22 protein-coding genes are annotated in these 26,307 nt (G+C 36.4%); 14 read left to right on the forward strand and 8 right to left on the reverse strand.

The features are described from left to right. Positions 1-100 precede the first annotated feature (100 nt). Positions 101-1,072, reverse strand: coding sequence for a porphobilinogen synthase (gene hemB, locus IPM47_15845; protein QQS28317.1), 972 nt, complete (start codon positions 1,070-1,072; stop codon positions 101-103). Between the two features lie 68 nt (positions 1,073-1,140). After that, the gene (locus tag IPM47_15850) at positions 1,141-1,647 is read right to left on the reverse strand and encodes a PaaI family thioesterase (GenBank protein QQS28318.1); all 507 of its coding nucleotides are present in this window, start codon (positions 1,645-1,647) and stop codon (positions 1,141-1,143) included. A 53-nt stretch (positions 1,648-1,700) separates the two neighbouring features. Here IPM47_15850 and IPM47_15855 point away from each other — a divergent pair, with 53 nt between their 5' ends. From IPM47_15855 to IPM47_15875, 5 genes are all read left to right on the forward strand, one after another. Then, complete coding sequence (locus IPM47_15855; protein ID QQS28319.1) at positions 1,701-2,279, forward strand: hypothetical protein; 579 nt, start codon at positions 1,701-1,703, stop codon at positions 2,277-2,279. A gap of 97 nt (positions 2,280-2,376) precedes the next feature. Further along, positions 2,377-3,300 (forward strand): DUF3822 family protein, encoded by a 924-nt coding sequence (locus IPM47_15860; GenBank protein ID QQS28320.1) that lies wholly within the window; start codon positions 2,377-2,379, stop codon positions 3,298-3,300. A gap of 64 nt (positions 3,301-3,364) precedes the next feature. Next, complete coding sequence (locus tag IPM47_15865; GenBank protein ID QQS28321.1) at positions 3,365-3,892, forward strand: RsmD family RNA methyltransferase; 528 nt, start codon at positions 3,365-3,367, stop codon at positions 3,890-3,892. Positions 3,893-3,914: 22 nt separating this feature from the next. Next, positions 3,915-4,394 (forward strand): pantetheine-phosphate adenylyltransferase, encoded by a 480-nt coding sequence (gene coaD / locus IPM47_15870; GenBank protein QQS28322.1) that lies wholly within the window; start codon positions 3,915-3,917, stop codon positions 4,392-4,394. A gap of 36 nt (positions 4,395-4,430) precedes the next feature. Beyond that, positions 4,431-5,567, forward strand: coding sequence for a cysteine desulfurase (locus tag IPM47_15875; protein ID QQS28323.1), 1,137 nt, complete (start codon positions 4,431-4,433; stop codon positions 5,565-5,567). 38 nt (positions 5,568-5,605) lie between these two features. Here the strand turns inward: IPM47_15875 and IPM47_15880 are convergent, their stop codons facing one another. Beyond that, complete coding sequence (locus tag IPM47_15880; protein ID QQS28324.1) at positions 5,606-5,989, reverse strand: ATPase; 384 nt, start codon at positions 5,987-5,989, stop codon at positions 5,606-5,608. A 468-nt stretch (positions 5,990-6,457) separates the two neighbouring features. Between IPM47_15880 and IPM47_15885 the strand changes: the two genes are divergently transcribed. The 4 genes from IPM47_15885 to mqnB all read left to right on the forward strand — a co-directional run bounded on the left by IPM47_15885 (position 6,458) and on the right by mqnB (position 12,606). Next, a complete protein-coding gene (locus IPM47_15885; GenBank protein ID QQS28325.1) occupies positions 6,458-7,327 on the forward strand; it encodes a sigma-70 family RNA polymerase sigma factor in 870 nt (289 codons plus the stop codon). 235 nt (positions 7,328-7,562) lie between these two features. Continuing rightward, complete coding sequence (locus tag IPM47_15890; protein QQS28326.1) at positions 7,563-9,890, forward strand: M1 family metallopeptidase; 2,328 nt, start codon at positions 7,563-7,565, stop codon at positions 9,888-9,890. Between the two features lie 174 nt (positions 9,891-10,064). Then, positions 10,065-11,831 (forward strand): ABC transporter ATP-binding protein, encoded by a 1,767-nt coding sequence (locus tag IPM47_15895; GenBank protein QQS28327.1) that lies wholly within the window; start codon positions 10,065-10,067, stop codon positions 11,829-11,831. 79 nt (positions 11,832-11,910) lie between these two features. Continuing rightward, positions 11,911-12,606 (forward strand): futalosine hydrolase, encoded by a 696-nt coding sequence (gene mqnB, locus IPM47_15900; protein QQS28328.1) that lies wholly within the window; start codon positions 11,911-11,913, stop codon positions 12,604-12,606. Positions 12,607-13,117: 511 nt separating this feature from the next. Here mqnB and IPM47_15905 read toward each other — a convergent pair. The 4 genes from IPM47_15905 to IPM47_15920 all read right to left on the reverse strand — a co-directional run bounded on the left by IPM47_15905 (position 13,118) and on the right by IPM47_15920 (position 17,831). Next, the gene (locus tag IPM47_15905) at positions 13,118-14,671 is read right to left on the reverse strand and encodes a CAP domain-containing protein (protein ID QQS28329.1); all 1,554 of its coding nucleotides are present in this window, start codon (positions 14,669-14,671) and stop codon (positions 13,118-13,120) included. Between the two features lie 449 nt (positions 14,672-15,120). Continuing rightward, on the reverse strand, positions 15,121-15,996 hold the full coding sequence (locus IPM47_15910; GenBank protein ID QQS28330.1) for a bile acid:sodium symporter family protein: 876 nt from the start codon (positions 15,994-15,996) through the stop codon (positions 15,121-15,123). A gap of 260 nt (positions 15,997-16,256) precedes the next feature. Beyond that, positions 16,257-17,219 carry a type IX secretion system membrane protein PorP/SprF gene (locus tag IPM47_15915; GenBank protein QQS28331.1) on the reverse strand — a complete coding sequence of 321 codons (963 nt, stop codon included), beginning with the start codon at positions 17,217-17,219 and terminating at the stop codon, positions 16,257-16,259. A 162-nt stretch (positions 17,220-17,381) separates the two neighbouring features. Continuing rightward, positions 17,382-17,831 carry a MarR family transcriptional regulator gene (locus IPM47_15920; protein ID QQS28332.1) on the reverse strand — a complete coding sequence of 150 codons (450 nt, stop codon included), beginning with the start codon at positions 17,829-17,831 and terminating at the stop codon, positions 17,382-17,384. A gap of 148 nt (positions 17,832-17,979) precedes the next feature. Here IPM47_15920 and IPM47_15925 point away from each other — a divergent pair, with 148 nt between their 5' ends. Beyond that, on the forward strand, positions 17,980-20,493 hold the full coding sequence (locus IPM47_15925; protein QQS28333.1) for a T9SS type A sorting domain-containing protein: 2,514 nt from the start codon (positions 17,980-17,982) through the stop codon (positions 20,491-20,493). 108 nt (positions 20,494-20,601) lie between these two features. On the opposite strand, the gene IPM47_15930 is transcribed toward IPM47_15925, so the two are convergent. Continuing rightward, positions 20,602-23,181: a carbohydrate binding family 9 domain-containing protein gene (locus IPM47_15930; protein QQS28334.1), complete on the reverse strand. Its 2,580-nt coding sequence runs from the start codon at positions 23,179-23,181 to the stop codon at positions 20,602-20,604. Positions 23,182-23,414: 233 nt separating this feature from the next. Between IPM47_15930 and IPM47_15935 the strand changes: the two genes are divergently transcribed. The 4 genes from IPM47_15935 to IPM47_15950 all read left to right on the forward strand — a co-directional run bounded on the left by IPM47_15935 (position 23,415) and on the right by IPM47_15950 (position 26,306). Continuing rightward, complete coding sequence (locus IPM47_15935) at positions 23,415-24,161, forward strand: hypothetical protein (GenBank protein QQS28335.1); 747 nt, start codon at positions 23,415-23,417, stop codon at positions 24,159-24,161. A 164-nt stretch (positions 24,162-24,325) separates the two neighbouring features. Further along, positions 24,326-24,931, forward strand: coding sequence for a hypothetical protein (locus tag IPM47_15940; protein QQS28336.1), 606 nt, complete (start codon positions 24,326-24,328; stop codon positions 24,929-24,931). Between the two features lie 69 nt (positions 24,932-25,000). Next, the gene (locus tag IPM47_15945; protein ID QQS28337.1) at positions 25,001-25,771 is read left to right on the forward strand and encodes an AMP nucleosidase; all 771 of its coding nucleotides are present in this window, start codon (positions 25,001-25,003) and stop codon (positions 25,769-25,771) included. A 103-nt stretch (positions 25,772-25,874) separates the two neighbouring features. Beyond that, entirely contained in the window at positions 25,875-26,306 is a 432-nt protein-coding gene (locus IPM47_15950) for a hypothetical protein (GenBank protein QQS28338.1), read from the forward strand. Position 26,307: the final 1 nt, after the last annotated feature.

A 26,307-nucleotide genomic window follows, 5' to 3' on the forward strand; every position in this document is an offset into this window, starting at 1 on the left:
TGCCATTAACAGATGGAGTCTATCTATTAAAAAGCATTCCATGAAATGGTATTAAAAAGGAATAAAAAACAAAAGTCCGGAGTTTAAAAAAGTATTAAACCTAAACCCAGTTTTGGGTTAGAATATCTTTAGCATGATAGGTTATGATGATGTTAGCACCGGCGCGTGCAAACGCATACATGTTTTCCATGACTATATTCCTTTCATCCACCAAGCCAGAAGCAGCAGCAGCTTTTACCATTGCATATTCTCCGGAAACATTATAACAAGCAACCGGAAGTTTGGTATGTTGCTTTATCTGAAAAACGATGTCAAGATAAGCCAATGCAGGTTTTACCATCAAAATATCTGCCCCTTCCTGTTCGTCTAATATAATTTCACGAATGCTTTCACGGGAGTTGCGAAAATCCATTTGATAACCTTTCCTGTCTCCATTTTGAGGAGAAGAATCAGCCACATCTCTGAAAGGTCCGTAATAAGCAGAGGCATATTTTACTGCATATGACATAATGGATGTGTGTAAAAAGCCTTCGTTGTCTAATGTTTGTCTTATTTTTCCTATTCTCCCGTCCATCATATCAGAAGGAGCAATCATATCCGCACCTGCCTGAGCATGGGTTAATGCCATTTGAGCTAATATACTTACACTTTGATCATTTAATACCTGACTGCCGGCTAAAATTCCACAATGACCGTGTGAAGTATAAGCACACATACAAACATCGGTAATTAGATAAATATCATGACTAAACTCTGCCTTTAGCCTTCTGATAGCAGTAGGAACAGCACCGGTTTGATCATAACAACTATTTCCTGTTTCTGTTTTTGGTTCTTTAACACCAAACAAAAGTACTTTGTTAAGTCCTGAATTTAGACCTTTTTCTACCTCTTTGACTAATGTATCAGGAGAAAAATGAAAAACGTCCGGCATTGATTTGACAGGATGTTTAATTCCTTTCCCTTTACAAACAAAATACGGGTAAACAAACATGTTTTCGGAAAGTCGGGTTTCTGCCACCATTTCTCTGAGAATGGCATGTTGTCTCAAACGTCTTGGTCGAATATTATTCATGTCAATAAGGTAATTTACCGGAATTGTTGCTTACCGGGATTTATCAAGGCAAAGGGTTTAATGAAAAGTTATTGGTCTTCAATCACAAGCATACTGGCAGTTGCTTTGGCAAAAACAGTTTTTGATCCGTTTTGTGAAATTGCAAAAACTTCGCTTTCGCAAAAATGCAGCCGAGATCCTTTTTTTTCCACCCATCCTTTGGCAATAAGCATATCCGATTTTCCCGGGCGGTAATACGAAACTTTTATTTCTGTAGTAACAACATGTTGATTGGGTTCAATCAGCGTAAAAGCTGCAAAACCGGCAACAGTATCGCACAAAGTTGTCATAATTCCTCCATGTGCATATCCGTTTTGCTGACGATGATGGTCTTTCATTAATAAACGGCCTTCGACCATTCCTGACACAACTTTTGTAATTTCAAATCCAATAAAGTGCATAAAATAATTTTGGCTCATCATTTTAGCGACTTTTTGTGCGACTAAAGGGTTGCTGATTTCAAACATGAGGCAAAAATAGCTGCAATTCCTGTCTAATTGGTTAATGTGAAATATTTTTACGTTAAAAGTTGGCAAGGGGTTGAAAAAAATACTATAATTGCCCCAAATTTACAACAAAGCTATCATTTATGAACACAGCTAAACTACTTATCAACTTGTTATTGATACTTGTAATTGGTTTCTTAGCCTATAAAATGGTTACCACGATTCAGGAACCGATTACTTTTCAAAAAGAAAAAGCAATTCGCGATGCCGCTGCAATCGAACGATTAAAACAAATCAGATCCACTCAATTGGCTTTTAAAGGCAAATATGGTCATTATTCAAGTAGTTTTGATTCGCTGATAAATATGGTAAAAACGGATAGTTTTGAAGTGGTAAAAGTTATAGGCGACCCTAACGACTCGACTGTAGTCGTTAAAAAAGAAATTTTCAAAAAAGGCATGATGGACTCTTTATTTAATGGGAATGCGCAGTCTTTGGAGCAAATCCCTAATATTCCATTTGCCAAAAAAGGAGAGACATTTTCTATTGCTGCTGCAATCATCAATAAAAACAATACAGATATTCCGGCATTTGAAGTATCTGCACCACTGAAAGTCATCTATTCCGGTTTGCCCAACGAATATTATTCTGACAGATTTAACGATGTTATGCGTGTTGGAAATATTAACGATGGAACAACTACCGGAAGTTGGGACAAATAACCTCTCTCAGAAATAATTAGATTGATTTTTGAAGCTGCACAGATAATATTGGATAAGTAGGATTTTTGTCTTTCCATTCTTTCCAAAAAAAATTAATGTGCCTTTCAAATCATCCGATTGTTTCAAATACATTTCTTTAAATAACCTACAACGCAACATCCGCTTGTTACATGATATAAACAATATACAGGTAATTCAGCAAATTAAATATAAGCTGTTTGACAAAAACAGCACCGGACATTTGCATTTGTTAATTTATTTAGGATATGATGAGTTATCATTTGCCATTGAAAGTGAATCTGAACCCGGCATTGTTTTCTTAAAATCTTTTCGTTTGAAAGAGGTCAACAATTATTTTGCTTATAAAATGTTGTTGTCCGAATTGTTTGAACAAGAAGAAATGTTCGGAAAACAATATAAAGATATAAAAATAGCAGTCAATTCTGCCGGCTTTACTTTAGTTCCACATAAATACTACGATCCGGGCAGTGCTGAAAAATTTCACGATTTCAACCTTCAAAATGATGGAGGTAGTAAAATCATGTCAAATTTTGTAGAGATAGTCAATTGTTTTGTAGTTTTTTCTATGGATTATCAATTAATGGAGAATCTTACAGATGTATTTGGAAATTTTACTTTGCAACATTCTATTAGTTACCTCATCCCTGCTTTTGCTTCCAAAAATTCAGGTAAAACCCTATTTGCCAATTTTCAAAAAAGCAATATAGATATCCTATCCTTTGACGCAGATAAGTTGTTGTATTGCAACTCTTTTAAATTCCAATCCTCCTCCGATTGTTTGTTTCATATACTAAATTCTGCCAAGCATTCTGGGGTGGATGTAATGAACGACAATTTTGTGTTTTCAGGAGACATTAGTTCAGAGCAACAACATTACCAATTATGTCAGGAATATTTATCCCGGTTACATTTTGCAACAAGACCTGAAAGCAAAACTTATTGCCCCGAACTGAATGTAATCTCCCCTCATCAGCATGTAAATTTGTTTGCAGTCAAATAAACTGAATTTAAGTTTATTTTTGCAAGAACTGTAACCTTTTCTTCCTACTTTTATTTGCCTGTTCATGCGTATTATCGGAGGAAAATTTAGTGGACATCGGTTTTATCCACCTCAAAAAATACCTGCACGCCCCACCACGGATATTGCTAAAGAAGGGCTGTTCAATATATTGCAAAACCATTTTGATTTTGATACTATCAGCGCTTTAGATCTTTTTGGTGGAACTGGCAGTATTAGTTATGAATTAGCTTCGCGTGGATGTACTAATATTATTACGATTGAAATTGATCGGCAAAGTGTGGCCTTTATTCAAAAAACAACTCAGCAGTTTGGCTTTAGTATAGAAGTGGTCAAATCGGATGTTTTTAAATATATAGAATCCTGCCGTCAACAATTCGATTTGATTTTTGCAGGTCCGCCTTATCCTTTAAAATCTATTCCTGAAATTCCTGACCTAATTTTTAAATACCAACTGCTGAAATCTGAAGGATGGTTTGTTTTAGAACATAATCCACAGCATCATTTTGAAGAACATCCTCAATTTATCAGAAGTAGAAATTATGGCACTACAATTTTCAGTATTTTTGGTTGACCTATTGATTTAACTTTATATTATGCAAAAAATAGCAGTTTTTCCAGGCTCTTTCGACCCAATCACTATTGGACACATAGATATTATTAACAGAGCCTTACCATTGTTTGACCATATCGTGATTGCAATCGGCATCAACACACAAAAAAAATACTTATTTACGCTCGAAGACCGGCTTGAAATAATACGAAACTCGTTTGAACATGAGGCAAAAATCAGTGTAGTAACTTATGATGGCTTGACGGTTAAATTTTGCGAAAGTATAAGTGCTCAATATTTATTAAGAGGCGTAAGATCTAACGGTGATTTTGAATTTGAAAGAAATATTGCACAACTCAATCAAGCGTTATCTCCAAAAATTGAAACCGTTCTATTTGTATCAAAACCTGAATTATCACATATTAGCTCTACCATTGTCAGGGAAATAATAGTTAATCACGGAGATGTGAAATCCTTTGTTCCACAGGCAGTTTTGAACAAAACTAATACTACAAAAAACTGAGCAAACTATTTTCCATCTAATATTACCGAAATTCTGATGATTTATTTAGATAATGCGGCAACTACAGCCTTAGCCTCTGAAGTATTGGAAGCCATGCTTCCTTATATGACAGAACATTATGGCAACCCTTCTTCTATTCATGCATTGGGCAGAAAGAGTCGCGCTGCGATTGAAAAATCGAGAAAGACCTTAGCCCAATATTTGAACTGTTCTATTGGTGAAATCTATTTCACATCAGGCGGAACTGAAGCAACCAATACTGCATTTTGGGGAGCTGTTCACAATTTAAATGTCCGGCATATCATCAGTTCACCCATTGAGCATCATTGTGTTTTGCACACCTTAGATGCCCTTAAAAAACACAATTCTGTTCAGGTTCATTATTTACCTCTTTTATCTAATGGTCAGCCCGACCTAAACGCTTTAGAACAGCGACTAACTCAGTTAACGGGTCAAGGAAAGGTGCTGGTTTCTCTTATGCATGCCAACAATGAAATAGGCAATCTTTTGCCTCTTTCAATAGTTGCTAATATTTGCAAACATCACAATGCTCTCTTTCATACAGATACAGTTCAAACCTTCGGATATTTTCATATAGATTTACTTGACCTGCCGATTGATTTTATTACCGGTTCAGCGCATAAATTTCATGGCCCTAAAGGAGTCGGATTTCTATATATTAATGCACGGAATAAAATTGATCCTTTTATTCAGGGAGGCTCACAGGAAAGAAATATGCGGGCAGGTACTGAAAACTTATATGGTATAGTTGGATTGGGGGCTGCAACAGAACTGGCCTATCAAAATCTCAACTCAGATCGGGAGCATATCACAAAACTCAAATCTTTTATGAAACAACAACTGTTGGAACATCTGCCAATGGTTACTGTAAATGGTGACGACGACTCAAAAACACACTATAAAATATTAAATGTCTGTTTTCCTCCGGATTTAAAAGCCGATCTGTTGCTTTTAAATTTAGATATAGCAGGAATTTGTGCTTCCGGTGGAAGTGCTTGCAGTTCGGGTGTAGATGTCGGGTCACATGTTTTACAGACTTTAAATGTACATCCCGATAGTGTTAATATCAGATTTTCCTTTTCAAAATTCAACACAGAAGGCGAGTTGAAAACTACGATTTCAACTTTAAAACAAATTTTGAAAATCGAATGATAAAAGAGTATTGATAAAAAATTATTTTCTCCAAATAATTAATTTCTACCACCCACACAAGTTATTAGTGAGTCCACTTGAGTTGCCCAAAGTTTTTGTTGTTCTTTGGCTTCATCAGCTTCGACAAATTCAGTGATAATCAAAATGGTATCATCCGTTACTTCTGACTTTTCTATTCTAAACTCCAAAAATTCATCGTCATCATTGGATTCCATCTTTATTCTGATATAATGACTTTCTATATCTTCCAAAACTTCTCCTTTCTCAGAGTAATCATCCCAGGTAAATACAAAACCTTTTTCATCTTCGGTTACCTTATCAGCAAACCATTGTGTTAAACCTGAAGGGGTTGATAAAAAATAATAGAGTATTGTAGGAGAAGATTTTATTACAAAATCGTATGTACATTTTATTTTAGCCATTTTCCATTGATTTCATGTTTCAAAAACTAATGATAAGAAACTTTAAGGGGGCAATTTAGCAAATCAATTTAATTCTTACCAAGTTTTACAATACAGTTGTAAGTAATTTTTTTTAAAAAAAATCTTTGGGTAATAACGAACCAAATAATCGCTGAAACGATTAGTTAAGTTTATCTTTTTAAACCCTATGCTTTTTAAGAACTACTTATCTTTTTAACGTGCACATTTGGTTCTTAGACATACTAAACCTCTTACAATACAAACTGGTTTTAATAATAGGTTAAAAACCGACTATTTTCAGATATTTTGTTGATTTATACATAATTAATCTTTAGAAATAGAACCATTATTGTAATAAGGCGTTTCTTGTCAAAGAAAAAACCGAAAAACGATTAACTTTGTATTACGTTTACCACTAAACGGGCAATTTCAAAAATTGCAAACCATTTTTAAACTTATTAACTTAATATGCGGCAGCTAAAAATTACCAAATCAATAACCAATCGTGAAAGTCAGTCACTTGAAAAATATTTACAGGAAATCGGTAAAGTAGATTTGCTGACGCCTGAAGAAGAAGTTGATTTAGCGAGAAGAATTAAGCAAAATGATCAGGAAGCGCTTGAGAAATTAACCAAGTCCAACCTGAGATTTGTAGTTTCTGTAGCAAAACAATATCAAAACCAAGGGCTTTCTCTGAGCGATTTGATTAACGAAGGTAATCTCGGATTGATAAAAGCAGCTCAAAGATTTGACGAAACCAGGGGATTCAAATTTATTTCTTATGCGGTTTGGTGGATCAGACAATCTATTTTGCAGGCTTTGGCTGAACAATCGCGAATTGTCCGTCTGCCCTTAAATAAAGTCGGTTCGTTAAATAAAATTAATAAAGCTTTTTCTCAGTTAGAACAGGAATTTGAACGCGAACCTTCTCCCGAAGAATTAGCCAATTTACTCGAAATTGATTCAGATGAAGTTGAAACAACTTTGGGTGTTGCCGCACGACACGTTTCAGTTGATGCCCCTTTTGTTGATGGAGAAGACAATTCTTTACTTGATGTTTTAGAAAATATGGGAACTCCAAATACCGATAGTCATTTGGCATATTTGGATTCATTGCGGCGCGAAATTGAACGATCTTTGGACACGTTGACAGCCCGCCAGAAAGATGTAATTAAGTTGTATTTTGGTATTGGTTCTGAACATAGCATGTCTTTGGAAGATATCGGCGAACGTTTTGGTTTAACCCGCGAAAGAGTTCGCCAAATAAAAGACAAAGCCATCAACAAACTGAGAACAACCTCCCGAAGCAAATTGCTTAAAACATATCTCGGCTCTTAATATTTAACAGTTTATCAAAACGCCTCCTGAACAAAAACAGGAGGCGTTTTTTTTGACCAAACAACCAAATTGGTAACGAATCGCTAATCTCCATAAGGATTCTACGATTTTATTTTTTTTAGTAAAATTGTTACATTTGTCTTACATCATTTTCAACTTAGAACAAAATCATTTTTTGTTAGTTTTGTAATTATTATCATCATTCTAACAGTCCTGATAAAACCATTCACATTCTATGAAATTACTTTACCCATTTGGTATTTATTTCCTGTTGTGTTTCTATTTTTCCCTATCTTCAGCTTATGCACAGCAAACCCCTTTGGATCATACCAATACTTCGGAGCAAACTTTTAAACAACTTGACCACGAATTGCCTACGCCCAATACGTACAGAACCGCATCCGGATCGCCCGGGCATCAATATTGGCAACAAAGGGCTGATTATGAAATTCAAATAGAACTTGACGATAATCGTCGCAGGATTGATGGCTCACAAACTGTAACTTATTACAATTCTTCTCCTGATATTCTGACCTATATATGGTTGCAATTGGATCAAAACCAACAAGCAAAAACATCGGATACTTATGCTACAGAATCCAATGCTATCAAAGACGACCTGAGTTTTAACGATTTTCAAAAGCTACACCTAAATTTTGATGGCGGATTTAAAATTGAATCACTCAACTCAACTTCCGGGGGAAAACTAAATTATACCATCAACAAAACCATGATGCGAATTGATTTGCCTGAGCCGCTGAAACCCGGTGGTGTGTTTTCATTCAAAATGAAATGGTGGTATAATATCAACGATAGAATGAAAATGGGGGGGCGATCCGGCTATGAATATTTTTCAAAAGATGACAACTGCCTTTATACAATTGCTCAATTCTATCCAAGATTAGCTGCATATTTAGACTATCAGGGATGGCAACACAAACAGTTTTTAGGTGCGGGTGAGTTTACCTTAAGTTTTGGCAATTACAAAGTTAGTATTACAGCTCCGGCTGATATGGTTGTTGCAGCAACCGGGGTTTTACAAAATCCTAACGAAACACTGAATGCCGAACAAAAACAAAGGCTCGAAAAATCAAAAACAGCCAAAGAGCCTGTATTTATTATAACTGCAGAAGAAGCACTGAAGCAAGAAAAAAGCAGGGTTAAAGACAAAAAAACCTGGATTTTTAAAGCTGAAGATGTTCGGGATTTTGCTTTTGCGGCAAGCCGTAAATTTATTTGGGATGCAATGGGTGTTCCTATGAGCGGGAAAACCGTGATGGCTATGTCTTATTATCCCAAAGAAGGCAACCCCTTATGGGAACAATATTCGACCAAAGTAGTCGCCCATACTCTTAAAACCTATTCAAAATACACTTTTGACTATCCCTACCCTGTTGCAATTTCGGTTCATGCCGATAAAATTGGGATGGAATATCCTATGATATGCTTTAACTTCGGACGACCCGAATCCGATGGCACATATAGTGCAAGAACAAAGTATGGAATGATTGGAGTGATCATTCACGAAGTAGGACACAATTATTTTCCTATGATAGTTAACAGCGACGAGCGGCAATGGACCTGGATGGATGAAGGGTTGAATAGTTTTTTACAATACCTCACTGAACAGGAATGGGAAAAGGGATTTCCTTCAAGACGAGGACCGGCACCAAATATTGTCAATTATATGAAAGGTGACAAAAACGGACAGATGTCAATTATGACAAATTCCGAATCTATTTTGCAATTTGGTAATAATGCCTATGGCAAACCCGCGACTGCTTTAAATATTTTAAGAGAATCGATAATGGGGCGCGAATTGTTTGATTTTGCTTTTAAGGAATATGCCAATCGTTGGAAATTTAAACACCCCACACCGGCAGATTTTTTCAGAACTATGGAAGATGCTTCGGCTGTTGATCTCGATTGGTTTTGGAGAGGATGGTTTTATTCAACAGATCATGTTGACATTAGTTTGGATGAAATAAAATGGTTTAAGATTAACACGCGAAACCCCGATATTGAAAAAGCGGTGATAAAAGATGAAAAAACAAATGCCCCCAAATATATCACTGACCTTCGTAATGAAGATGAGCAATTACCACGTCAGTTGGACAGCGATCCATCTTTAGCCGATTTTTACAACCGTTATGATTCGTTGGTGGTTACAGAAATTGACCGCAGTATTTATCAGAATTATTTGAATACTCTAAATGAAGAGGAAAAACAACTTCTTCAACAAAACTTCAACTATTACGAGTTGTCATTCAGTAATATTGGTGGTTTGGTCATGCCGCTCATTATTGAATTTGCTTATACTGACGGTTCAAAAGAAATAAAAAGAATTCCTGCTGAAATTTGGCGAAAAAACGATAAAACGGTCAGCAAGGTTTTTATAACTCAAAAAGAGTTAATCGGAGCAACCTTAGACCCGTTTTTGGAAACAGCAGATTGCGATTTGAGCAATAACTCTTATCCTCCTAAACAACAAATTTCAAGGTTTCAATTGTATAAAAACAGGGAACGGGAAGGGAAAAACATCATGAAGGAGCAAAAAAAATAATCCCAGGTTTTAATAACGAAGACTTTGTACTCCACTTGTATTAAAAAAAGCGATTTAAAGGATACAAATTATACAGGATGGCTTGAAAGAATTGGAATATATATTTGGCAAATCCGATAACTCCCCCTAATTTTACCCGCTAACACAATCTTTATAGTTTATAATTTTTTGCCCATGAACGCTCCGCTTTTAGAAGTTATTAACTTGGAAACACATTTTAAAACCGAAGATGGCATAGTAAAAGCTGTTGACAAGGTCAGTTTCGATTTAAAGCGAGGGGAAACAATTGGAATAGTTGGGGAATCAGGTTCGGGAAAATCTGTTACCGCTTTGTCGGTGATGGGTTTGATACCCAATCCCCCCGGTAAAATAGTTGGTGGGCAGATTTTATTCAGGAACAAACAAAATGTACAGGTAGATTTAGCAAGTCTTCCGGAAAACGAAATCAGAAAATATCGAGGTAATGAAATAGCCATGATTTTTCAAGAGCCTATGACTTCGCTGAACCCGGTATTTACTTGTGGAAGTCAGGTTTCTGAATCCATAATGCTTCACAAAAAACTTAATTTCCAGGAAGCAAAAACCAGCACACTCGAATTGTTTAACAAAGTGCAATTGCCTTCACCTGAGCGTATTTTTCAGGCATATCCACATCAATTGTCGGGCGGACAAAAACAAAGGGTCATGATTGCCATGGCTATGAGTTGCGATCCAAGCATTTTAATAGCTGATGAACCTACCACTGCATTAGATGTAACCGTTCAGAAAACAATTTTGGAGTTGATGGAGCAACTCAAAAAAGAAATCGACTCTTCTGTGATGTTTATTACCCACGACCTTGGGGTTATTGCCGAAATTGCAGACCGGGTTGTTGTGATGTATAAAGGGAAAATTGTTGAACAAGGAAATGTTGTCGAAATCTTCACCAACCCTCAACATCCTTATACCAAAGGGTTGCTTGCCTGCCGACCGCCATTGGGAAAAAGATTGCGCAAGTTGCCCATCGTTGATGATTTCATGTCTGTTGACGAAAGTGGGAACTTACAGGAAAAATCTACGTCGGTAGAAGAAATGATTCAACGAGTTGAAATATCTTCCGAAGAAACGGCTAAACGCTGGGAATCCCTTCAACAACAAACACCTTTGCTTCAGGTGAGCAATCTGAAAACATATTTTCCGGCTAAAAAAAATATATTCGGAAAAACACTGGAATGGGTCAAAGCAGTAGATGATGTTACGTTTGACGTTTTTCCAGGCGAAACTTTAGGCCTTGTTGGAGAATCAGGTTGTGGTAAAACTACTTTGGGCAGAACTATTTTAAGACTTGCTCCGGCTTATGAAGGCAGCATTCTGTACAAAGGAAAAGCTATTTTAGAAATGCCGGAACCTGAATTGAAAGAACTCCGCAAAGAAATGCAAATTATTTTTCAGGACCCATACTCATCTCTTAATCCAAGATTGACAATTGGAAATGCAATCATGGAACCCATGATGGTTCATGGAATTTTCAACAATAACAAAGAGCGAAAAGACCGTGTTATTGAATTACTGGAAACCTGTAACATGAATGCATCTCATTTTTCCCGCTACCCGCATGAATTTTCCGGTGGTCAAAGGCAACGTATCTGTATAGCAAGAGCTTTAGCACTTAATCCTAAGTTTATCATCTGCGACGAATCAGTGTCTGCGCTCGATGTTTCTATTCAGGCACAAGTATTAAACTTGTTGATAGATCTTAGAACCAAATTTGGTTTTACCTATATATTTATTTCTCATGACTTGAGTGTTGTTAAGTTTATGAGTGATAGAATGATCGTCATGAACCGCGGAAAAATTGAAGAAATGGGGCTTTCAGACGACATATACAACAACCCCCAGCATGCTTATACACAAAAACTCATCGCTGCAATACCTAAAGGTGTGATTCATAAACACGCATAACATTAAACATACGGTAATGGTTACCCTTACTTAAGAGAGATGGTTAAATAATTATGATTAAAAACACAAGCCATCCATTATGCGAATTCTGTTAATGTCCGCCACAAAAGCAGAAATAGAACCCTTTTTAAGACATTTTCAATCCGTAAGAACTTCTGTTCTTACACAGGAAACTTATCATCTGAAAATTGATCAATTCCTTATAACGGCGGTTATCTCCGGTCCGGGAATGATGAATATGGCTTTTCACACAGCTATGGCTTTGTTTCAGCAACCATTTCAGATTGCTATACAGGCAGGTATTGCCGGCAGTTTTTCAAAAGATATTACCCTCGGTGAAGTTGTTCAGGTAACAAGTGAGCAAATTGCCGATCTTGGAGCTGAAGACAACGACAAATTTATACCCATTTCGCAAATGCCTTTTTTTCATCCAAACGAATATCCATACCAAAACGGCATTTTATACAACCAAACTCAACCCGAACTAAACCTTCCTGAAACCGGATTGCTTAAAAAAGTTAAGGGAATAACCGTTAATACAGTTTCAGGAAATAGTAAGACAATTGAATTAAGACAAAACCTATTTCATCCAGACGTTGAAACAATGGAAGGAGCGTCTTTTTTTTATGCCTGTTTAAAAAATCATAGTATTCCTTTTAGTCAGATCCGATCTATATCCAATTATATTGAACCCCGCAATACTGATAATTGGAAAATCCCTTTGGCAATTGAATCGCTAAACGGTTTTTTGATTCATTTGTTTGGACCCAAGTAGTCTATTTAAAACTTTAAATGCAAATTATCTAAATTTATTCGACTAAAAATAGAATAAATTTAACTTTCAAAACTTTTTTGAAACAGGTTTTGGCCCGTTTCTTATTCCAATTATAGATATTGAAGTAAGAAACCAATCATTTCTTATTTCTTTTAAAGATAAAGAAATAAGAAACGATCTAATTCTTGTTTCATTTAATTTTTTTAAAGTAAGAAACAGACGATTTCCAACTTCCATTTTTTAAAAAGAAGTTGGAAACGACTCATTTCTTATTCCATTCTTTACTTTTAAAACAGGAAATCTGGTATTTCTTATTCCATTCTTTACTTTTAAAACAAGAAATCTGCTATTTCATATTTCAATTTTCAATTTAAAATTGATATGACCTCTGTAATTAAAGAAAATAATATTTTCTAACTTAAATCATAAGCTAAAAACTAAGGGAAATCACTTGTTTTTAACAATATGTATTGGAAATATTTTGATTAGAAAAGTACAATTGCTTCAAACTTTAGTATCTAATTTGAGTAACTCCAATTTTACTCATATTTGGGCTATACAAATTGAGGTCTGCAACGGTTACGTTTTTATCCATATTACAATCGCTGTCAACATAGACATTGATCAGGCTCATTTCGGATTGAAAGAAATTGAAATCACTTACCGTAATAGTTCCATTGGCATCCATATCGCCGGCAAGCAGGGCATATTTTCCATTTCCCAGATGGCTTAACTGAGAAGCACCACCTAAAATGTTTACAGGATTGGTAAAATCTAAAACTTCAGAATTAGAAACAGTAATCGCATTTGAACTTATAACCGCAAGGTGATTTCGTGTTTTTAAGGAAATAAAATAGGAAGTTCCTTCGGTTAATTGATTGAATAATACCCCCTGAATGGTACCATTGATATCAACAATATTGCCATCATTCAATAAAAATGCTGCTTTTGTTTCAAGAACTTCGAAATTGTTGGTGGCGTTACGAGCTTCAACTAAAACCCAATCAACAACATTTGCCGGTATAGCTGAAACATTTGTAACTGATTCTGTTCCTGTGTAATTCCAGGGAGGCCGATTGAATGGTTGATTTAATGGCAACAAATTGTTATTGCGCAAACTGGTGGACATGTTTTGTGTCGTGTTGTTATAAGCACCTTGCAAAATTGCTTTAACCTTTATTGTAACTCCATTGGTACTACTTGTTCCGGTAGAACCGGTTTCTCCAGTCAGTTCTAAAATAACATCATCGCTACTACTTAAAATGTTTCCTGCTGCATTTCGCATTTCTGCATATAAAGTGTAATTACCGGATTGAGTAGCATTGGTATTGTATTCAATTATATTTGAAACCGGCTGCCAATTGTTCCAACTGCCATTATTCACTTTTAACCGTATTTCATTATATCCAGATGATGTATATTTAAATAGCTCTACCTGGGATGTTGATACAACTTCTTCTTCCTGATTGATGATAATCGGGTAAATATTATACCTGCGACCTAAGTCCATCACCCATCTGGTAATATAAGTTGAAGATGCATCATAATAATATCCGATTCCAACTTCATAAACCATCGGACTCATCATATTGCTATAATGCCCCGGACTGCTTACCCAACCATCAAACACGCTTTGAGCATCAAAATAACCCGCTGCAATATTTTCAGCAGCGGCTGTCCATGAATAAAAAGCCCCTATTCTTTCAAACGGCTGACAGGTTTGGTTTCCATAATTATCCTGACTTGGGTGAGAAAAATAATTTTTTTGACACATGTCTTTTGCATGATACCTTGCTGAAGCTGTCAATTCTTCAGAGAGTTTTAGTGGAGAAAGTCCATTACTGACACGTAAATTGTTTAATAAAACCACAATTTGCCTTTCAAAGGAAATATCAGAAGAAACCGTTTGCTCTGTTCCGTTTGGGCAACCTTCACCTTCCATATAAGTGAATGAACTAAAAAAAGTATTAGGGGCTATTTGAGCATTAACCACACAATTAGCATGTAGATTGGCAGAAATAAAAATTTCAAATGACAAAGCAAAAAAAACAACAACACGATACATAAGTTCCCTAAATCTATGTTCTGAACAATACCGGTTCAGATTAGAATGAAATACTAATTTTTACAGTTACGAAGGAATTTGTGTAGGGGTGCTATTGTCTTTTTACGGTTAGAGAATTTGAAAAGTTACAGTTTATATAGAAATTTTTATAAAAAATCAAAAATTTAAATAGCCAAGGCTAATAAGCTACTTAAACCTTATTAAAATAAAGCCGATGATAAATCACACAAACTTTAATGTGTTTAAAAGTTTGATTATTTTGCTTAAAAAGTGGGGAACCAAATCTGGTTAAAATTTCCAATTCAGGTCATTGAATTGCAACAATTAGCGGCCATAGACTAAAGCCCTAATAAAGAAAGAATTGCGAAATGTGCTGTTGAATGATTGGTAAAATTTTAGAACCAACATTTTTTAGAAAAAACCAACTTGGGTGCAGAGATATTATTGGTCTATTCTTCAACAAACTTGTATATGAACCAGCCAATCAGGACAGTAACGAAAAAAGAGGTAATGCCATACAAAACACCAACGACTGCCATACCGGTGCTTTTTAACAAGGTTGTAGCGATAAAGATAGCGAGAGAACTGTTTTGCAAACCAACTTCTACTGCAACAGTAGTTCGGACTTTTTTACCTTGTTTCCCAATAACAGATAGATAATATCCGGCCGCCATACCCATAACATTTAAAACGAGGGCAATTGGCAAAAGCCCAACCAAGTCTGATAAATGTGTATGATTGTCTTTTTGGTCAAAGAAAATAATTCCATAGAAAGCAATAAATAATACGACAGGCAATAAATATCTCAAAGGGCGTTCGACTTTTTGGGCGGTCATAGGAAATTTTCCTCTAAGATAAACACCAATCAATGCCGGAAGGATGGTAAAGCAAAAAATGTTGAGCATGGTATGCCCCATCGGTAATTCAAACTCGTGGCTTTTGCCCAAAAAAATATTCATCCCCAGATTAACAACAACTGGAATGGTAAATAAGGTGAGCAAACTGTTTAATGCAGTCAGCGAAATTGAAAGCGCAACATTGCCTTTCAGCAAATGATTGACCAGGTTGGAAGACGAACCACCCGGACAGGCTGCAATCAAAATCAAACCTACTTTTGCTTCAGGTGTTAAAGGGAAGGTAAATGCGATTAAAAAAGCTATCAAGGGGAGTAAAATCATCTGTGCCCCTAACCCAATAAGCAATCCTCGAGGATGGTTAAATACCCTTTTAAAGTCGTCGAAGGTGAGCGTAAGCCCCATTCCCAGCATCACCAAAGCCAAAGCGCCCGGAAGAAAAAAGTCGGAAAAGAAAGCGCTATTGCTCACAGTCAGTTTTGTTATATTCCAATAAACATCTTTAAAGTCTTATGGTTGGGTAGTAAACAAAAATTGACCGAAATAAGAATTCAAATCGTTAATTGCTTTAGTTTCAACCTTCTATTACTTGTAACAGATGATAGTTTTATTATTGATTTTTAAAATAATCCCTGCTTGTTAAATCACAAAAAAACAAAGGCAGCCTTACTAAGGCCGCCTCTGCAAAGGTAACAAAATTTAACCAATCAAAAATGAAAAAAAATAAAACTCTAAAAATATCTTGGTGTTATAAACCGGTCAGTTCTGCCTTTTATGTCTAAACCCACCATCACCTCGTGAGAACCGGAAGTGTAATTGTTTAGTTTTGACAATGTGTAATCATAGGCATAGCCAAGCTTCAAACCTTTTGGCAGTTGAAAGGCAATGATGGCATCAATTGATTCTGACTGAGCAAAAGGATCTTTGTTGCCAAAAGCAGTTCGGTAAGATGCGCCAAACCAGACAACTTCTTTAATGAGGAATAACAAACTTGCATCAAGTTGAACCGGAGCTTGAGAGGGTACGGATTTTACTAAAAAAGAAGGTCTGACTTTAAAATCGCCGTTCCCAATAACAACTCCACCCATCGCATAATAATGCCGGTACTGATGTGCCAATGTTTCCACTCCGGAATCTGAACGGAGGTTGTTATTTAACAAATGAGGAGCCGAAACACCAAGATAATATACATTAGGTTTGTAAAAATACAAGCCCAAGCCAAAATTAGGCAATAAATTTCGTTGGTTATCGGCAAAAGCATTATCAATAGTAATATCAATATTCTCATTTCCCGTTACTTGTGTAAAATCAGAACGCAAGTAATCAATTCCTCCTTGTAAACCAATTACCAAACGACTTTCACCAAGAATAAATTTATAGGCATAACTGGCATAGGCACTTGTTTGATTGTGAACACCAATCTTGTCATAAGCAATGTATCCACCAACTCCGAATTTTTTTTGTTTGCCTAACGGAGAATGGGCACTTAGTCCAACTGATTTAGGCGCGCCTTCGATTCCAACCCATTGTAACCTTCCAATACCGGTAAAACTCAAACTCTCTGTACTTCCTGTATAACCCGGATTAAGCATTTGTTGATTAAACATATACTGCGTATATCGGGTATCCCTCTGTGCATGAAGATAAGTACAGAATGTTAAAAGCAGGCAACTTAATAGTAGTATTCGTTTCATGTTGTACGAATTTGTGTAATGGTTATTGCAGATATTGAATAAACTGGTTTGTCTATTCATCAAACAATTACCATGCCAAGCCATACAAAACGATTTGGAACAGTAAAAAACCAAAGAAATTACCTTGAAATAATGGAACGGTAGCGGACAGAAAAGCCTGGTTTAATCTCTGATTTTATCTAAAAGAAAATTGAGTTGCCTTGCTTCTTCTTCGCTAAGGTTGACTACAATTTTATCAATATCTTCATTATGCTTTTCTATTTCAGCAAGCAGATCAATGCCTTTCTGACTGATCACCAAATCAACCAATCTTCTGTCTGTCTCACAAGTTGATCTGATAACTAATTCTTTTTGGAGCAGACGGTCCACCATTCTTGATACATCGGACATTTTATCCAACATTCGTTCGCGAATAACAGAAGTTGTGATAGCTTTAGGAAACTGTCCTTTAAGAATACGCAATACATTATATTGTTGCGAAGTAATTCCAAATGGAGCAAGGTGTTCTTTTATTTGTGAAGAAATCCAGCTATTGGTGAAAATAATATTGACTAAACTTTTCTGCCATTCATTTCTGAAGCTTTTCTGTTGTATTTCTCTTTCAAGTTTCATAGATAAAATTCAATTGGGTGCAAAATTAAACAATATATTACCCGAATTGCATCAGATTTTCAAAAACCTGTTCAAAGTTGCATAAGGAAAGATAAAAAAACTGTTTATTTGCAGAAAATAGTATCCATCATTTCGTAACTGTTTAGCTATGAAAACAATTTTACGTTACTTGTTTATTCTCTTAGCAGGAATGACTGCATTTACAACTCAACAAACAAAAGCTGCCCACTTAATTGGAGGAGAATTGACTTATGAGTGTTTGGGAGGGGATGTGTTTCAAATCAATATGGTAATCTACCGCGATTGCTATTGTGTGAGTTGTGCACTTTTTGACAATCCTGCATATATCACCATATTTAATGCTTCGGGTGGAGTAGTTCAGAATGTTAGCATGTTTAGTCCGGTTATAGAACAGTTAACTGTTTCAACTGAAGGGCTTTGCTTGGAAACAGGTCCCGACGTTTGTGTGGAACGTGGATTTTACCAAACAACTGTAACTCTGCCTTTCATATCCGGAGGATATCAGATAGTCCACCAAAGATGTTGTCGCAACAACACAATTGTAAATATAGTTGATCCGGGTGGAACAGGTTCTACTTATGTAGCAAATGTACCCGATACTGTTTTGGGAGAATGTAACAACAGTTCACCGGTATTTAATTTCTACCCCCCCATTGTTGTTTGTGCAAATAGTCCGTTGGTGGTTAATAGTTCAGCAACTGATGCAGACGGCGATCAGTTAGTTTATTCAATTTGTGAACCTTTTTTGGGAGCTTCTGCATTAGCGCCTCAACCCGTTTCAGCATCTATCCCACCCTATGCCAATGTTACCTGGTTGCCCCCATATTCCGGAACGAATCAGTTAGGTGGTTTTCCTACTATGGCAATTGACCCAAATACCGGAATTTTTTCAGCCTTTCCTACGGAAACAGGACAATATGTTGTGGGAATTTGTGTCAGCGAATATCGGGATGGAGTACTTATCAGTACCAACCTTCGTGATTTTCAGTTTAATGTTACTGAATGTCAGGTTGTGTTGGCACAAGCAAGCATATCTTCTGGAAGTTCAACAATTTGTCCAGGACAAAGCGTTCAATTGGAAGGAAGTGCCTTTGGAGGGGATATGATTTCATGGTCTCCTTCAACCGGGTTGAGCAACACAGAAATATTAAATCCAATTGCTACACCTACTCAAACTACAACCTATACGCTGACGGTTATCAATCCATTTGTGGGTTGTGAAGACAGCGACCAAATTACTATTTTCGTGGCAGATGATGTAATAGCTGATGCCGGCGATGATGTAGAATTTTGTCCGGGTGATGCAGTTCAATTGGGAAGCAGCAACACAGTCGGCACTTTCTTTTCATGGACACCCACAGATGGGCTAAGCGATCCTACTGTCTCAAATCCTGTGGCATTTCCGACCGAAACTGTTACATATATACTAACTGTTACAGACTCAACAGGAGTTTGTGTGGCAACTGACGAAATAACTTTGATTTTAGGTAGCAATGCAGATCCGGGTACAATGCCTTCCGACGAAGTAGTTTTATGTGCCGGCAGTAGTTCTAATATTTCTACGGATGGAGCTGTTTTAGGAGATAATGATGTGTTGGCTTATGTTCTTCATACATCTCCAAGTGATGTTTTGGGAACGGTTTTATCTGTGAACTCTGAAGGAGGTATTTTTTCTGCAAACAGTAGCCCTTCAATCAATACCTATACTACTTATTATGTTTCAGCGGTTGCCGGACCTGAAGGAAGTACTCCCGGAGTGCCTGATTTTAATAATCCGTGTACGAAAGTAGCTCCCGGAACTCCAATAGTTTTCCTCGCACCTGTTGCTTTCTATATAAATGATTATTGCGACTTTTTTACCGGCGATTACCACATTTTGCTGGCATTGACGGGTGGATATCCTCAATATAATTTGGATGCAGAATATGTAGTGATAGGGGATTTCAATGGAACGTTAGGTTTTGGAGAGACCGTTGAAGTTATCCTGTTGTTCGGATCTACAACAAGTTATGCCTTTGAAGTAATTTCTGACGGACTTGGATGTACCGGCAGTACAGCAAATGAAGATTTTTACTGCGACAAAACTCCGGTTACTTTACTCAGTTTTTATGGTAAGGCTATCGAAACCGGCAACCTTTTGGAATGGTCAACTGCCACCGAAACAGACAATGACTTTTTCACCCTTCAACGTTCGACCGGCAATGTCAACGAATTTTATTCCGTTGCAACTATAAAAGGAGCCGGCAACAGCATTGTAACTCAAAACTACAGTTATCTCGACCAAAATGCCCCTCAAGGTTTGTGTTATTACCGCTTAATACAAACTGATTTTAATGGCACAAGTACTAATTCAGAAATTATTTCCATCAACAGAAGTTATCAAAGCCCGCAAGTATTTAATGTACAACCGGTGCCGGCATCAGATTTGGTAACAATTTCTTTTAGTGCCACAATAGACGGAACTGCCCGTTTAGAGTTATTTGATGTAGCAGGTAAATTGGTTAAAATTGAAATTCTACAAATTTTTGCAGCTTCGGTCAATCAAACGAATTTCTTGGTTGATGGTTTGCCCGATGGTGTATATCTGTTAAATATAACGACTCCTGCCGAACGATACACCACAAAATTAGTGAAACAATAAAAAATCTAATTTGGGTTTAAAACCAAAAATTAAGGGCAGCCAATCTTAATTGGTTGCCCTTATTAGTTTACATTTCTACTGTTATGCCTGTATCAGTATATCCGGAACTTAAAGAGATGAATTTGCTCTGTTTTTAGCTTCTTGTCTGGAAACATTTTGGGTTTTTAGTTTTCGCTTAACTGTTAAATAGTCTATAAAATAAAGAATTTTCACTGACAACATATTACTTTGATCACTGGTCAAAGTATCTTCCAGGTTATTAAAATAGCCTTGCCCTGTTTGACGGGTAAAACGGTAAATTGCGTTTTTCCACACAACACTCATTTCACTTCCGGGCGCAAACTGCCAGGTATATACCCAATCAATATTAAAGGCATTAAAATTGGCATGGTGCTTAGAAGTTCCGTCTGATTCTTCGCCGTTGTAATCTGTATTTGTCAACATACCTTCTGTGTCAAGATGGTAATACTTTTTATAAAAAGCCTCCGAATGATAATGTCTGGTTCGAAGGGTTAATGCCATCCTGTTGGTGAAGATGTAATTTACAGATAAGATGTTTTCTAAGGTTCTGACATTCCTTCTTCCAAATATAATATCGTCAGTTTTCCCCTCATTAAATGTTACAAACCCAACATCTTTGATGGAATTATTGCTAACTGCATCTAATCTGATTCTAACTTTATTTGACAATCTGACAATAGGGCTTAATGACAGGTTGAAATTATGCCTGCCTTCGTCATTAAAAAAACGAATATTGGTGTTTCCATCTAAGGCAAATATTTTATCATAGTTGCTCGAAAACCATCCTCCGAAATTATGATTGGTCGGGAAAGTATAAAATCTGCCTTTCACCCTGGGTTCAAAATGATCGTAAGTAATGATGGGCTCATGATATGAAAAAATTCCTATGCTTAGCTGTTTACGGGTTGTGGTAAAAACTTCCGTCCCAACAGAGAAATTAAAAAAAGCATCTGGTTTATACAGGCGAAGGTATTCAACATTTGCCATTGTATAAAGATTAAGGAAAGGTCCAAAAGGTTTATAGATATTGTATTTAAAAATTGCACCGGATGAAAAATAATTATTCAACCTTAAAAAACCCAGATCGTTTTGGTTATAGGTGTCACTAATAATACCATTCCATATAGAGAACTGCGTATTTCCACTTATTTTTCCCATACTGACGCTGTACTGATAGCCTAATTCCGGATTTTTAAAACCATTTTGGTAGATCTGACTTACTGCTGCTTTTCCGTTGATGCCATATTTCATGTTTTTATTGTTAAACCTGAATTCAGTTCCGGTTACATTGGCTTCATAAGGGCTGCCATTCCTGAAAACATTAGTATTGATAATACTCAGGTATGAATTGTTTTTGAGGTTTTGGTCGAAAACAAAGATATTATAGTTGGTCAGAGGCTCAGTTAAGACTTCGCGCTCTTTGTTTTCTGCGTCTTTTACAACAGCATGTGTCGGAGCAGTTAAAGAGTTTAAAATTCCAATTCCTAACCCACCGGAAGTTCTTCCCGAAATTTTCGTTGAGTTCAATAATTGTACTACCGATGGATTTGAAACAATAGTTTCTCCTTCTCCAAGATTATTGACAACATCTGAAAAACCTTTTGGAGTTCCGCCAATTCTTCTTGAATAAAACAGACCGGCTTTGCCAAACAATTCAGTTCCTTCAGTAAAGAATTGACGGTTTTCGTTAAACTGCACTTCGAAAGGGCTTAGATTTAGCACCTGATTATCAGATACTGTTTGCCCAAAGTCAGGTACCAGTGTCATGTCTAAGGTAAAAGCATCATTGATGCCATATTTAATGTCCATTCCGGCATTAAATCCTTTAAAAAGTTTACTGTCCCCGGTAGTTTTATACTGATGTTCGAGATTGCCGGAAATATAGGGATATAGGAACAACCGTAGGGGCGCTTTGATATTGTCCAGACCGGTGAGTTTACCGGATTGATTCAGAAAACCGGTTATTTCCGGTCTGATTTCATTCCAGGATGATTTTTGCCTGCTTCTTCTAACTAACCTTACAAAATTGACATTCCATGTTTGTTTTTCGGCAGAAGCAAAACGCAAAGCAGAAAGAGGAATACGCATTTCTACGGTCCATCCATCATCCGTAAAATCAGTAGCGCTTTGCCATACAGCGTTCCAGGAAGTTTCTTCACCTTGAGCTGTATATTTAATGTCAGTTTGGACTCCACTTGCATTGACAACAAATCCAAATCCGTTAAGTCCATCCTGATAGGAATCTATAACAATCCCAAACCAATCGGCATTGCCGAGCTCATCTCTTGGGGAAAGTTGCCTTAAAATACTGTCGGGCTTGCTATCGTAAAGATGAGCAGCCAGATAAATGGCATCATCGTCGTATAAAACAAAGACTTCGGTAGATTGTGATGGAACAGATCCCGGATTGGGTTCAACAAGGATAAAATTCTCGGCTTTCGGGGTAGTTGGTAAAGCCCAGATTTCATCATTTAACACGCCATCTATTTTAGGTGTCTTGACCAGGCGCTTTGCGCTGATTTCCTTTGGAGCATTCTTGTCTTTCTTTTCGTCTTCCGGATTTCCATCTGTTAAAAGTGGGTTAAGATTGGAAGCATAAGAATTTGCAATAGAATTTGGGCTAATGTATAAGGCGAATATACATAGCAAGAGAATAAATGTTTTCATAGTTTTTGGTGTGTTTCAGAGTGAGGTTATGGGTTTGTAGCTAAAGTATGGCTATTTTTACAGGGGCTTGAAAGTTTAACTTTATTTAACGTAGAACTTTCTGTTCTTGTACAAGATTGTTATTTTCTTAACAGAATACATTTGGGTAAAATAAATGACAATTCAGAACCAACCGAACAAGCAAGTGAATACGTTTATGGTGTATCTTTTAAGAAACCTTTAAATTGAATATTATGCAGAAGTTTTTTGTTGTTGTGTTTGCTTTGTTGGTTTGTGTTACAGGATTTGCTCAAAAAAGGATGCAATCAGTAGTATATCTGAAAAACGGTTCAATTCTTAGAGGAGAATTGATAAATCCTGAAAGTTCAGGCAAGGTTTCAATTAAAATTACCGGCAATAACGTATTTGTATTTGATCTGTCAGAAGTAGAAAAAATAACTACCGAATCGAGTGCTACCAAATTAGAATATAAAAAACATGGATACTCTCATAGTTCCGAATTTGGTTTTCTTATTGGAGGTGAAGGAGACGGTATCGGGCTGGGACTACAAACTATCAACGGATATAAATTTAATCCTTATGCAGCTTTAGGTGCAGGTGTCGGTGTACAGTTTTATTGGAATTTACCCATAAACTATTATTGGTACTATGCAGAAACCAACACTACCAGGCTTATTCCCATTTTTGTTAATTTTAGCGGAGATTTATTGCCTTCAAAACCTATAACTCCTCATTATTTTGCTCGGGCAGGATACGCTTTTGCCTCAAACAACAACGAATTTCTTAAAACTGAAGGAGGACTGACTTTTGGATTGGGTGCAGGCTTTAAACTCAGGGGGCAAGGTCCTTTAAGTTGGGTATTGGGTGTTGGGTATAATTTTCAAAAATTTTCGACCGAATATGTGCCTTTTGAGGGCAATGTTACCAGAACAGAATTAGATATTCGCCGTTTATCCATCTTTACCGGCATCTCTTTTTAAAAACCTATGGACGCAATTTCTTAGGTATTGTTTTCTGTCTGATTTTTACCTGTTAAGTTGCAGCCTGTAAAGTTTTCAGGTATTTATTGATACAATTTTTCAGTTTTTGTTTTGGTTATTACGTTTATATTTTTTTCCTTTGTTGACCATGAAGCGTTTTAACCATGCACGAAATTGAGCCTTATCATCAATGGAGAGATTACTACATCGCATCCGAAGACCGGAAATCTCCCTTTTATAAACGAACATACAGCGAGTTTGAATGGAGTAATACCGTTTATAACTATTATATCCATCCACAATGGGACCATTTTGGTTCTGAAACCCTATATCTGAAAATTTTGTATGCCGATTATATCCGAAATTTTACAGTTATTGAATTGCTCGGTGAATGGAATGACTGTATAACGAACGATATAATGTTATTAAAACGCAAAGTAATTGACAAACTCTTGCGCCGTGAAATCTTCAAATTTCTCCTGATAGGCGAAAATGTTCTAAATTTCCATGCAGATGACGATTGTTATTATGAAGAATGGCATGAAGAAGTTAGAGAACAAGATGGATGGATTGTTGCTATGAATTTTAGAGAACATGTATTGACAGAAATGCAAACCTGTGATTTGCAACGTTATCTGAATTGGGGCACAAAATTTGATAAAATTAACTGGAGAAGTTGTCGCCCTTTACACTTGTATCAAACAATCGAGCAGGTTATTCATGGTAGTGATTGGAAGCAATTACTCCATAATCCGGATGAACAAAGATAACTTTGATCCTAAATTAAAACTTTGTATCCAGGATTAATCCTTTCATCATTTTGAGCAGAATAAAGATTTATGAATAGCAAGGAAGAAATAGTAAAAGATTGGCTGCCCCGATATACAGGAACTCCTGTTGAAGAATTTGGTGAGTATATTATTTTGGTTAATTTTATCAATTATGTCCAAATGTTTGCTGAATGGCATAATGTTCCTGTAAGAGGACTGCAAAATACAATGTCCACTGCTACCTCTGAAAATATTACCATCATTAACTTTCAAATGGGAAGTGCTAATGCAGCAACAATACTCGACTTGCTCACAGCCATTCGACCAAAGGCTTGTTTGTTTTTGGGAAAATGTGGTGGGCTTAAAAAAAAATATGAAATTGGAGACTTTATTTTACCTATAGCAGCCATTCGAGGGGAGGGAACGTCAAATGATTATCTTAAACCGGAAATTCCGGCATTGCCTGCCTTTGCGCTCCAAAAAGCTATTTCTGCTACCATTGCCGAAAAAGGTATGTATTATTGGACAGGTACAGTTTATACAACTAACCGAAGAGTTTGGGAACACGACAAAACATTTAAAGACTATTTACTCGAAACCAGATGCATGGCCATAGATATGGAAACTGCTACTATATTTACCGTAGCTTTTTCGAACAGAATTCCTGCGGGTGCTTTACTGTTAGTGTCAGATCAACCTATGGAACCTGATGGTGTTAAAACTGAAATAAAAGACAAAATTGTAACGGCAAATTATGCTCATATTCATCTCAGAATTGGCATCGACTCGCTCAAAGAACTGCGCGACAACAAAGCTTCGGTTAGACACTTGCGTTTTTAACACTTTTATCTTGCTATATATGGCTACCCCCCCGAAAAAACATACCGGTTTGTTTGAAACCTGGCGACAGTTGTTTGAAAGCACCGGAAAACATATTGGTAATTTGTCGAAAGATTTTTGGGGCGCTGCCTTAGAAATGACCAAGCTTGTTTATTATATAGAATCTCTTTCTTTTAATTCAAAAGAGTTTTCTAAATTGTCTGAAGCAGAAATTGTTCTGACCAATAACTTAAAAATACAGTTTCCGGAATCCAAAATTACCTTGTATCCAAAAAATAAATTGCAGTTATCTCTTACTGCAGATATAGATTCCAATATTGGTATTTTGTGTTGTTTTGCCGAAACTTTAACATTAAAAGAAGCTACCTCTTTATTAGGCAAAATTCATTTCTTAAGTTATCACATTTACCACGAACATATTGTTTTAGTGGTTTTTGGAAATGAAGTTTTTAGAAAAAGTCCTTTGTTGTCAGATTTAGAAGTAATGTTGCAAAAAATCAATGTTAGCCTTTGTTTTGTTGTTGTTGAAATTTAAG

It is taken from the genome of Sphingobacteriales bacterium (assembly GCA_016700115.1).
Lineage (GTDB): Bacteria > Bacteroidota > Bacteroidia > Chitinophagales > UBA2359 > UBA2359.